9 protein-coding genes are annotated in these 10,793 nt (G+C 48.1%); 4 read left to right on the top strand and 5 right to left on the bottom strand.

Annotated features, from left to right (window positions below; genetic code table 11):
* Both AACR41_RS09535 and AACR41_RS09530 read left to right on the top strand, forming a co-directional pair.
* The coding region (locus AACR41_RS09535; protein ID WP_045441861.1) for a putative bifunctional diguanylate cyclase/phosphodiesterase at window positions 1-2,038 on the top strand (2,038 nt) is incomplete at its 5' end.
* 80 nt (window positions 2,039-2,118) lie between these two features.
* Window positions 2,119-3,594 (top strand): leucyl aminopeptidase, encoded by a 1,476-nt coding sequence (locus AACR41_RS09530; protein WP_030006934.1) that lies wholly within the window; start codon window positions 2,119-2,121, stop codon window positions 3,592-3,594.
* Between the two features lie 72 nt (window positions 3,595-3,666).
* On the opposite strand, the gene AACR41_RS09525 is transcribed toward AACR41_RS09530, so the two are convergent.
* The 4 genes from AACR41_RS09525 to glyS form a co-directional block, all read right to left on the bottom strand.
* The gene (locus AACR41_RS09525; RefSeq protein ID WP_012308055.1) at window positions 3,667-4,131 is read right to left on the bottom strand and encodes a DUF4870 domain-containing protein; all 465 of its coding nucleotides are present in this window, start codon (window positions 4,129-4,131) and stop codon (window positions 3,667-3,669) included.
* A 455-nt stretch (window positions 4,132-4,586) separates the two neighbouring features.
* Window positions 4,587-6,212 carry a chaperonin GroEL gene (groL, locus tag AACR41_RS09520; protein ID WP_030006933.1) on the bottom strand — a complete coding sequence of 542 codons (1,626 nt, stop codon included), beginning with the start codon at window positions 6,210-6,212 and terminating at the stop codon, window positions 4,587-4,589.
* 83 nt (window positions 6,213-6,295) lie between these two features.
* A complete protein-coding gene (groES, locus tag AACR41_RS09515) occupies window positions 6,296-6,607 on the bottom strand; it encodes a co-chaperone GroES (protein ID WP_012308053.1) in 312 nt (103 codons plus the stop codon).
* A gap of 230 nt (window positions 6,608-6,837) precedes the next feature.
* The gene (gene glyS / locus AACR41_RS09510; protein ID WP_030006932.1) at window positions 6,838-8,979 is read right to left on the bottom strand and encodes a glycine--tRNA ligase subunit beta; all 2,142 of its coding nucleotides are present in this window, start codon (window positions 8,977-8,979) and stop codon (window positions 6,838-6,840) included.
* 69 nt (window positions 8,980-9,048) lie between these two features.
* On the opposite strand from glyS, the gene nth reads away from it, so the two are divergent.
* The gene (gene nth / locus AACR41_RS09505) at window positions 9,049-9,711 is read left to right on the top strand and encodes an endonuclease III (RefSeq protein WP_030006931.1); all 663 of its coding nucleotides are present in this window, start codon (window positions 9,049-9,051) and stop codon (window positions 9,709-9,711) included.
* Between the two features lie 14 nt (window positions 9,712-9,725).
* On the opposite strand, the gene AACR41_RS09500 is transcribed toward nth, so the two are convergent.
* Window positions 9,726-9,914 carry a hypothetical protein gene (locus AACR41_RS09500; RefSeq protein WP_198158658.1) on the bottom strand — a complete coding sequence of 63 codons (189 nt, stop codon included), beginning with the start codon at window positions 9,912-9,914 and terminating at the stop codon, window positions 9,726-9,728.
* 416 nt (window positions 9,915-10,330) lie between these two features.
* On the opposite strand from AACR41_RS09500, the gene AACR41_RS09495 reads away from it, so the two are divergent.
* Window positions 10,331-10,723 carry an STAS domain-containing protein gene (locus AACR41_RS09495; RefSeq protein ID WP_161768737.1) on the top strand — a complete coding sequence of 131 codons (393 nt, stop codon included), beginning with the start codon at window positions 10,331-10,333 and terminating at the stop codon, window positions 10,721-10,723.
* Window positions 10,724-10,793 lie beyond the last annotated feature (70 nt).

Raw genomic sequence — 10,793 nt, 5'->3', positions numbered from 1 at the left:
CAATAAATTTAGCCCTGACTATCAAGTCAATAAAACCAATATTCTGTTTAATCCAGCCCGGTTACATTACGTCGTTCCCGAAGGCGATCCCAAGCAGCTCCTGCCTGGCATTGATCGGCAAATGAGTCGCCTCTTACAAGATCGTGATTCTGTCTATTATCAGGCGATCGCCCAATGGTTAGAGCCGCCCGAAAAATTTAATTGGATCAGCTTACAAAATTTTTTCTTTAGCCTGATTGTCTATCTACCATTCCTCTTTTTAGGATGGTTTATTCTCCGTAACTATAGCCTGAAAAAGGAAATTAAACGACGCAATCAAATTGAGACCAATCTCCTTGAAAGTCAACAGCGATATGCCAACCTCGCTAATACTGTTCCCATTGGGATTTTTCGCACTAATTTGCGCCATGAATGTATTTATGTCAACGATTACTATTGTAAACTGCTGGCAATTCAACCCGAAGAGGCTCTCCATAAAGGCTGGTTAGAAAAAGTCTATCCCGACGACATTGACTACGTTCGAGAACAATGGCTAAAATCCATCACTAATCAAGAACTATTTACCCTAGAATATCGATTTCAGCGTTCTGACGGTTCGATACTTTGGGTATATGGCCAGGGCACCGCTGAGCTTGATAGTAAGGGTGAACCCCAAGGCTATGTTGCGACCATTACCGACATCAGTACCCGGATCAAAATGGAGCAACAACTCAAACATGACGCCCTCCATGATCGTCTTACTGGCCTCGCCAATCGTAATCTACTAATTGAACGGCTCAATCTAGCCCTAAAACGTTATAAGCGATATCCCATCCATGAATTTGCAGCCCTGTTTTTAGACCTAGATAATTTCAAAGTAGTCAATGATAGTCTGGGCCATGTTGTTGGGGACGAATTACTTATTGAAGTCGCCCATTTACTCAAATCTTTTATTCGCGATACAGATTTAGCCGCCCGCCTAGGGGGAGATGAATTTGTCATTCTCCTAGAGGAAATTCACGGGGTAGAAGATGCTGTGCATATTGCCGATCGCATCCTCAATACATTGAATATGCCTTTCCAGATTTCTAACTACGGCGTTTTTATCACGACGAGTATTGGGATTATCATCGGTGACTCTCGCCATGAATCAGCCCAGGATCTGCTCCGGGATGCCGATATTGCCATGTACCGGGCCAAACAAAATGGTAAGTCACAGTACGCAATTTTTGATCCCCAGATGCACCTACAGGCGATGAAGCGTCTCCAATTAGAAGGGGAAATCAGATCTGCCATTGAAGAAAAGCAATTTGTTTTGTACTATCAGCCGATTATTAATTTAGAACAAGGCAACATTGAAGGGTTTGAAGCGTTAATTCGGTGGCAGCATCCCCAACGGGGTTTGTTATCCCCCTATGAATTTATTGATGTTGCCGAAGAAACAGGGCTCATTATTCCCCTTGGTGAATGGATTTTAGATGCGGCCTGTCGTCAATTATTTGAGTGGCAGCAGGCGTTTAAAACGCCCCTGAAAGTCCATGTCAATTTATCGGTTAAACAACTCCAAGATTCGCTGTTATTTTCACTGGATCGATTATTAGAACGCTATCCGGTTTTTCCTAATACCTTAGGGTTAGAGATTACTGAGAGTATGCTAATTCAAAATATCGACATCACTTGTCGTTTGTTAAACCAAATTCGCCTCAAGGGAGTTTTTATTAGCGTTGATGATTTTGGCACGGGGTATTCTTGTTTAAGCTATTTACACCAGCTCCCCATTGATGCACTAAAAATTGACCGGAGCTTTGTAAATATTTCTGAGTTGAATGACCGCAACCGGGTAATTGCAGAATCAATTCTCGCCCTTTCTAAATCCATTGGGATTAAAACTGTGGCAGAAGGTATTGAAACGAAACAGCAATACCAGTGGTTAAAGAGCCAGGATTGCCAGTTTGGTCAGGGTTATTTATTTTCTCGGCCTGTTTCTTTGGATCAAGCAACAGATTTGCTACAGGGTCACTCCTTCGAGGTGCTAGAGAAGTTGCGCTCTTCCTCGTAATGTTGCTCTAGACAATTTCTTGGACAGGGTTTGCCGGAAATGTCAGACTAAAGGACAGTAACAAGTTTTGAGGTTTAGTTATGGAAATTCGCGGTAGTTCGCAAACGGCAGCGGCTTGGGCTGGTGAGGCGATCGCCTTGGGTTTTTTTGAAAGTGAAACGGTGCTCACGGTACCCGAAAGTTTGACGGCCCTGGACGAACGCTTATCGGGGGTGATCTCGGAAGTAATCGTTGAAACGGAATTTAAAGGTAAATCCGGCGAGCTATCGGTGACCCGTCTTGGGAGTGGTGCGCCGATCAAAAAGTTGATCTTGGTGGGTCTGGGCAATGCCGAAAAATGGAGTAGTGCCGCCTTACGGAGTACTGCAGCGGCGATCGCCCGGGCCGCGAAAGGGGACAAAGCCATCACAACTCTGGGTTTGCAGTTACCTGTGGCCGAGACTGAGGCGATCACAGCGCAAATGGTTACAGAAGGGATGTATCTGGGCTTTTATGAAGATAATCGCTTCAAATCAGAACAAAAAGACCCCCCAGCCCTCGAAACTGTTGAGATTCTTGGCATTGGCGACCAACCAGCGGCGATCGCCTTGGGCACAAGCCTCTGTGAAGGGGTGATCTATGCGCGGGAATTGGTTAACGCTCCAGCCAACATTATCAATCCTGTGACCTTGGCCGCTTCCGTGGAAAGCCTCGCCAGCACCTATGGCCTGGAACTGAATATCCTCGAAGAAGCAGACTGCGAAGCAGCAGGAATGGGATCTTTTCTTGGGGTGGCGGCGGCCTCGGATTTACCGCCGAAATTTATCCACCTCGTTTATAAACCCCCAGGCACACCCCGGAAGAAGGTGGCGATTGTCGGTAAAGGGTTAACCTTTGATTCTGGTGGTTATAACATTAAACCCTCCGGCCCCAGCATCGCGATGATGAAAATGGACATGGGGGGCGCAGCGGCAACTTTTGGGGCAGCAAAGGCGATCGCCGAACTAAAACCCGATGTGGAAGTGCATTTCATTAGTGCGGCTACTGAAAATATGATCAGTGGTCGGGGGATGCGTCCGGGGGATATTCTCACGGCCTCCAACGGTAAAACCATCGAAGTGAACAACACCGATGCCGAAGGTCGCCTCACCCTCGCCGATGCCCTCGTTTATGCCGAAAAGCTGGGGGTTGAGGCGATTGTGGACATTGCCACCTTGACCGGAGCCTGCGTCATTGCCCTAGGTGACGATATTTGTGGTCTGTGGAGTGACAATGATGATCTCGCCCAGGCGATTGCCACCGCATCAGAGAAAGCGGGCGAAAAATTCTGGCAGATGCCCCTCGAAGAAAAATACTTTGAAGGCTTAAAATCTCCCATCGCCGACATGAAAAACACCGGGCCACGGGAAGGCGGTTCGATTACGGCGGCGTTGTTCCTCAAGGAATTTGTCGAAAAAACCCCCTGGGCACACCTTGATATTGCCGGGCCAGCCTGGTCAGAAAAAGACGCCGACATTTACAGCAAAGGCGGTACAGGATTCCCGGTGCGTACCCTTGTGCATTGGGTACTGAGCTAATTTTTGCATCTAAAGTTTAATTAAAAACCCCCTTGGTCAATCATTCCAGGGGGGCTGTTTTATGAAAGTTATTTATTTCAGTAGTCTGAGATTAAAGGGATAACGATACATTTGCCCTTCTTGAACCTTGGTCGCCGCCAAGATCACCACCGCGATCTGAAAAATGGCGATCGCCACAATCAGCGCCAAAAAGATAAAGAAACCAATCCCCGTCACAATTGCCACCAGGGCCGCAAAGGGATTATTGCTGCCACCAATGCCCAACAGGATCATCAAAACAACTCCGGCGATGATCAAAATACTAAGAATAATTCCCGCCGCCAAACCATAAATGGTCATCGAAATCTGGAAATTAACCGATTCCTTTCCGTGGGCATCGATCAGCTCGGACTCCTCTTTTTTGAGATACCAGACCACCGCCGGCGCAATCACATTGACAAAGGGAATCGCCCCAATGCCGACAAAGGCTAAGACAATCCAAGCCAAACTCGACAGATGGCAGGCGATCGCCCAATTTCTTTCCTGTTCTGCATCCATAAATTTATAGTCCCTCCATATCTACCCCAAATATATAGCAGACCCCAGCTTAACTGACATCAAAAGCAACATTAAGCAATTTTATGGATTCAGCAGTAAAAGCAAAGACTCCACGAATTGATTCTGATGTGAGGGATGGATAATTTTCTAATATTTCAGCTTCAGATCATCCATTTGCAAAAAGACTTAAAAGGAATTCAACAGAAATTCTGGTTCCTTTAATTAATTACAGGCTTGCCGACTAAAACATTAGAATCTGAATAAATATAACTTTGCCAATTCATAGTAGCTAGAGTCCAACATTTTTCAATAAAAAACAATTGCTTTTCTTTGCTTTTTATCTATCAATTTAGTGCTCAAATCTAATTGTATCTATAAAAATCCCCCTGAAATGAATCAGAGGGATTAAGTTAACTTAAATTAGCTTTGCAGATTTTGGAGTTGAAACTTCAGCCTTAGTAGTCGAAGTCACCAGCACCAGGAGCCGCACCAGCCTTATCTTTTTCAGGCTTGTCAACAACAATGCACTCAGTGGTGAGAACCATGCCAGCGATGGAAGCCGCGTTCTGGGTTGCAGAACGGGTTACCTTAGCAGGGTCAACGATACCAGCAGCGAGCATATCAACGAATTCGTTAGTTGCTGCGTTAAAGCCAGTATTGAAGTCTTTTTCCTTCACACGCTCAGCAATTACCGCACCGTTTTGGCCCGCGTTTTCAGCAATGCGCTTCAGGGGGGCAGTCAGGGCACGGGCCACGATCAAAGCACCAGTGAGTTGCTCCGCAGTGAGGTTATCATTCGCCCAAGCTTCCAATTCGGGAGCGAGGTGCGCCAGAGTTGTACCACCACCGGGAACAATCCCTTCTTCAACGGCTGCTTTGGTCGCGTTGATCGCATCTTCGAGACGAAGTTTGCGGTCTTTCATCTCAGTTTCGGTTGCTGCACCGACTTTGATCACAGCGACACCACCGGAGAGTTTCGCCAGACGTTCTTGGAGTTTTTCTTTGTCGTAGGAAGAATCAGATTCTTCGATTTGACGGCGGATTTGCTCACAACGGGTCTTAACTGCCTGCTCGTTACCATCGGCCACAATGGTGGTGTTGTCCTTGGTGATGGTGATGCGGCGGGCTTTACCGAGCATATCAACGCTGGTGTTGTCGAGCTTGAGGCCTGCATCTTCGGTGATCAGTTGGCCACCGGTGAGTACAGCGATATCTTCGAGCATTTGCTTACGGCGATCGCCAAAACCAGGCGCTTTAACCGCAGCAACGTTGAGGACACCCCGGAGACGGTTGACTACGAGGGTAGCAAGGGCTTCTTTCTCGATATCTTCAGCGATAATTACGAGGGGCTTACCTTGGCGAGCAACCTGTTCGAGGATCGGGACGAGGTCTTGTACCAGGGTGATTTTCTTGTCAGTGATGAGGATGAAGGGATCTTCAAGAACCGCTTCCATTCGCTCGGTGTCGGTGACGAAGTAGGGGGAAGTGTAACCCTTGTCGAAACGCATCCCTTCGGTGATTTCGAGTTCGGTTTCCATGGATTTCCCTTCTTCGAGGGAGATCACACCTTCTTTACCGACTTTGTCCATGGCCTTGGCAATCATGTCACCAACTTCCTTGTCGTTCCCCGCAGAGATGGCACCGACTTGGGCGATCGCCGTCGAATCTTCTACCGGACGGGCTTGATCTTTGATGCGGCCAACGAGGAATTCAGTCGCTTTATCAATACCGCGCTTGAGGGCGATGGGGTTGGCACCAGCCGCAACGTTGCGGAGACCTTCTTTGACCATGGCATGGGCAAGAACCGTTGCTGTGGTGGTTCCGTCACCGGCCACGTCATTGGTTTTAGAAGCCGCTTGGCGAATCAAAGAAACACCGGTGTTTTCGATGTGGTCTTCGAGTTCGATTTCCTTGGCAATGGTCACACCATCATTCACGATCTGGGGTGCGCCAAATTTCTTTTCGAGCACAACGTTCCGACCTTTGGGGCCGAGGGTTACCGCAACAGCTTCAGCGAGGAGGTCGATCCCTTTTTCGAGGGCGCGGCGAGCATCTTCGTTGTAAATAATAGATTTAGCCATAATGATTGAATTTCTAGGTTGAGCGTTTTACGAGAAAAAATAGAAAAATCTGAAACGATTGCTTAGGTCAAACCTAAAAATAATTACGCAACGGTTGCGAGGATATCTTTCTCAGAAAGAAGCACGTAGTCATCACCACTGAGTTTGATATCAGTACCAGCGTACTTGGAGTAGAGAACTTTATCGCCAACTTTGACATCAACGGCGGAACGGCTACCGTCATCATTGCGCTTCCCTTCACCAACAGCCACAACTTCACCGATTTGGGGCTTTTCTTTGGCACTATCGGGGAGGAGGATCCCACCAGCAGTTTTCTCTTCAGATTCGCTGACCTTTACGAAAACGCGATCGCCGAGGGGCTTGAGGGTAGAAACATTGATGCTAATTGCTGCCATGGATAATTTCTCCAGATCAATAAACGACTAAATTTAGCTAGATTGAAGTTTAGCACTCTCAATCTCTGAGTGCTAATTTAGCGGAGAAAATTAAATCCAGACAACTCCTGATAATGTACGGGTTCCCGAACTTTAGATCGCTCCAAAAATTGAACTGTATTGCTTCTCAGGGGAAACCCTGACAGAGACAGCTTTATGTCCCTGCCATGACTCTAAAAATAAACAAGGATCTACTGTTTAACGATCGCCCCGAAATCTGCCAGAACCCGCGCGTGGTTCCGCAACAGCCCAAGGAGATTGAGGCGATTTTCCCGCACAGCAGGATCTTCTGCCATCACCAAAACACTATCCTCCCCATCAAAGAACCGCTCAACTGTGGGGGCCAGGGCCGCTAACCCATCGATCAGTTTTTGGTAATCCCGTTCGGTGCGGGCCGCTTCGGTGGTGGGCACGAGTTCCACTAAGCCGGCATAGAGATCGCGCTCGGAATTTTGCGCAAATTTCTCCGGGTTAATTACCCCTGTCGGATCGAGACTATCCGTGCTGAGGTTCCCCTTGGCGGCCAACTTTGCAGAACGGTTCACGGTGGCGTAGATTTTTGCGAGTTGACCATCGTCACGAATGCTCTGTAAAAAGGCAGCGCGATCGCCGACATCCAGTAAATCCGTTAAGGCCCGTTCAGTGTATTCTGCATCATCACCGAGCACCGCATTCACCAGGTCATAATCAATACCTTTTTCGTCCTGGAGCAGAGTCTGAATCCGCTGAATAAAGAAGCTTTGCAGGGCTTCGAGGGGAGAGGTTTTATCGGGGTGAGCCGTAACAAAATCCTTCGCACCCTGGGCTAACAGTTCTCCAAGGTCAATTTCAAGACCCGCGTCCCAAGCGACGGTAATAATTGCATTGGCCGCCCGTCGCAGTGCAAAAGGATCCGAGGAACCAGAAGGGATCATCCCCAGGCCAAAAATACTAAGCAACGTATCGAGGCGATCGCCCATGCCCACCACTTGACCCGCAAGGGTTTGGGGCAAAATATCATCGGCATTGCGGGGTAGATAATGCTCAAAAATTCCCTCGGCCACGGCGGGCGCTTCCCCACTGACCAGGGCATACTTTTGACCCATGATGCCTTGGAGTTCTGGGAATTCATAGACCATCTGGGTCACCAAATCCGCCTTACAGAGCATGGCGGTGCTGGCAATAATTTCTTTGTCCGCCTCAGACAGGCCAAGCTGTTCCGCGATCTGCTGGGAAATTTCCATAATGCGGTCTACCTTGTCCCGCATCGTCCCTAATTCTTCCTGGAAGGTGACAGCTTCTAGTTGGGGCAAATAGGTTTCTAAATGTTCATCGCAATCGGCCCGATAGAAAAATTGACCATCGGCTAACCGCGCCCGGATCACCCGACCATTCCCCGCAGCGATGATCTCTGATTTCTTGGGATCACCATTGGAAATCGTAATAAATTTCGGGAGAAGCTTCGTTTTATCTTGGCGATCGCGCACCGCAAAATACCGCTGATGGGTGACCATCACCGTCGTAATTACCTCTGTGGGTAGCTCTAAAAATTCCGCTTCAATGTCGCCGACTACCGCCGTGGGATATTCCACCAAATTCACCACTTCAGCGAGGAGATCAGCGGGCATTTCTGCTTCGCCACCAATCTCTGCTGCCGCCGCTTTGACACCAGCAACAATTTTTTCTTCCCGCACCTGGGGATCAACTTCCACGAAGGCTTGTTGCAAGGTCACCACATAATCAGCCGCACTACTCAGGGTCACATCCCCTTGATGTAAAATCCGGTGCCCACGAGAAATACGACCCGCTTCTAACTTACCGGAGCCATTCACCAATTCCAGGGGTAAAACAGCATCATTCCAAAGGGAAACCAACCAGCGAATCGGCCGTGGAAAGCGCAGATCACCATCGGCCCACCGCATAAAGCGCCGCCCTTCGAGGGCCGTAAACCAACCTAAAACCAGTTCCTGCAAAATTTCTGGGGTGGGGCGACCGAGGGTTTTCTTTTGGACAAAGACAAAGTCTCCTTTTTCCGTGGGGCGTACTTCCAGGGCGGAGAGTTCAACCCCCTGTTTGCGGGCAAAGCCTTCAGCGGCCTTGGTGGGTTGACCTTCTTTGAATGCGGCGGCAGCGGGGGGGCCTTTAATTTCTTCTTCCCGATCAGCCTGCTGGTCTGGCAACCCTTGGATTAACACAGCCAGGCGTCGGGGGGTTCCGTAGACTTCGATTCCGTCTGGGGTGAGAAAATACTCCGTGAGGCTATGGGAAACGCGGTCTTTTAATTGGGCGATCGCCGCCGCGACAAAATCAGCAGGGAGTTCTTCTGTACCAACTTCAATGAGGTAGGTTGCCATGGGAAACGAAATCAGGTCAATAATGAATCTTGATTAGTTTACCGTGAAGCCACAGGAAAAATAGTGCCCATGGCAATTCATTACCCGCGTAGTAAGAAAAAACGGGCGATCGCCGTTCTCGAAAAACTCCACGAACTCTATCCCGATGCCACCTGTAGTTTGGACTATGAAACCCCCGTGCAACTCATGGTGGCAACCATTCTTTCAGCCCAATGTACCGACGAGCGAGTAAATAAAGTTACACCGGCGCTCTTTGCCCGATTTCCTGATGCGGCGGCCTTTGCGGGAGCAGACGTGGAAGACATTGAACAGCTAGTGCGCTCAACGGGATTTTATCGAAATAAAGCGAAAAATATTCAGGGAGCTTGCCAGCGGATTATGGCGGTTTTCAATGGGGAAGTGCCGCAAACCATGGAAGAGCTTCTGACCTTGCCCGGTGTGGCGCGGAAAACGGCCAATGTTGTTCTGGCCCATGCTTTTGGGATTTGTGCGGGAGTGACGGTGGATACCCATGTGAAACGGCTGAGTAATCGTTTGCGCCTGACAAAATCTGAGAATCCGGTACAAATTGAACGGGATTTGATGAAATTAATTCCCCAGCCGGAGTGGGAAAACTGGTCGATCCGTCTGATTTACCATGGTCGCGCCGTCTGTAATGCCAGAAAACCTCAATGTGAGATTTGTGCGATCGCCAACCTTTGTCCCTCAGCCCCCAAACCCCAGCCAGCTTAAGGGTCTTGTCAAAATCAAAAGATAAAGCGACTGGGCACAAGCTGAATCCGGCCCGCATCCATTTCTGCCATCAAAAGTTCGAGGGCTTCATAATCCGCATCGGAAACATGGCCAAGGCGTGTCAACTCGGAGTTGATCGCGTTTTCAATTTCGGGGGTCATCTGTTTAATGAAAAGGGCTTTTTCCACTAAACGACGAATCATAAATGGCGTACTCACAATAGTAATGTTTCCCTAAATGAGGAACTGATTTCATTACAAAAGAAAGATTCTCTTATTGTCGCTGATTAAGGGTAAATAATGAATGGTCTAAATAGCGTAAAGTGGTGGAATTTGTTTAGGTCATGGTTCCATTTTCGAGGTGTTTACACAATTTCTCCCCGGTCTTAAATAATTTTTAAACTTCGGGCTTCTTTTTTTAGAAAAAATGTAAACAAACATACCGTTCTCGAAGCAATAAAGGATCTTTTGGTAACGAGATGTTTTTGTTCAGGATAAGTTATCATCACACCTGATTTTTGAGTCTCCCCCATACAATGGTTCTATCCCAAATCAAATGTTTAGCAGCCTTTTCAGGGTTTTCTCAACCGAAAAAGTTGTTTGATTTTTGTATAAAAGTTGTGACTAAGACGATGGGTAAACAGGGAAGTTCCCCTGGGGAGAGTCTACCGATGGATAAAAACCAACAGCCTGTTATTCTGCGCCCAAATTGTGCTTTGACAACCTCAAATCTTGACGTATTTTGGCGATCGCTCCATGGGGCCATTAACGACGAATTCAGTCGAGAAATTTTAGTCGATCTCCAGCAGGTAGAATTTATCGACAGTGCGGCGGCGGTGGTGCTCAGTCAGGGCACAAAATTGGCAGAATCCCATGGTAAACGCCTCGGCTGTTGTGGGATCAATTCCCAGGTGCGTATGGTATTGGAGCTGACCCAAATGGAGCAGTTTGTGCGCATTTTCAAAGATGAAGCAGAATTTTTTGCGCAGGCATCCCGGTTGCTCGCGGCCTAGCATCTCGAAGGCTCTCCGGTATAATGGGGGACTGAATTGTTTCCCTCGACTCCCTTGGAGGTTCATCACC

The organism is Picosynechococcus sp. NKBG042902 (assembly GCF_963864045.1).
Lineage (GTDB): Bacteria > Cyanobacteriota > Cyanobacteriia > Cyanobacteriales > MRBY01 > MRBY01.
The sequence above is the reverse complement of the archived record's forward strand: the minus strand, read 5'-3'. Positions and strand labels throughout refer to the sequence as shown.

Coding starts and splice junctions, on each gene's coding strand:
- AACR41_RS09530 (WP_030006934.1), top strand. CDS start 2,119: ATGGAAATTCGCGGTAGTTCGCAAACGGCAGCGGCTTGGGCTGGTGAG.
- AACR41_RS09525 (WP_012308055.1), bottom strand. CDS start 4,131: ATGGATGCAGAACAGGAAAGAAATTGGGCGATCGCCTGCCATCTGTCG.
- groL (WP_030006933.1), bottom strand. CDS start 6,212: ATGGCTAAATCTATTATTTACAACGAAGATGCTCGCCGCGCCCTCGAA.
- groES (WP_012308053.1), bottom strand. CDS start 6,607: ATGGCAGCAATTAGCATCAATGTTTCTACCCTCAAGCCCCTCGGCGAT.
- glyS (WP_030006932.1), bottom strand. CDS start 8,979: ATGGCAACCTACCTCATTGAAGTTGGTACAGAAGAACTCCCTGCTGAT.
- nth (WP_030006931.1), top strand. CDS start 9,049: ATGGCAATTCATTACCCGCGTAGTAAGAAAAAACGGGCGATCGCCGTT.
- AACR41_RS09500 (WP_198158658.1), bottom strand. CDS start 9,914: ATGATTCGTCGTTTAGTGGAAAAAGCCCTTTTCATTAAACAGATGACC.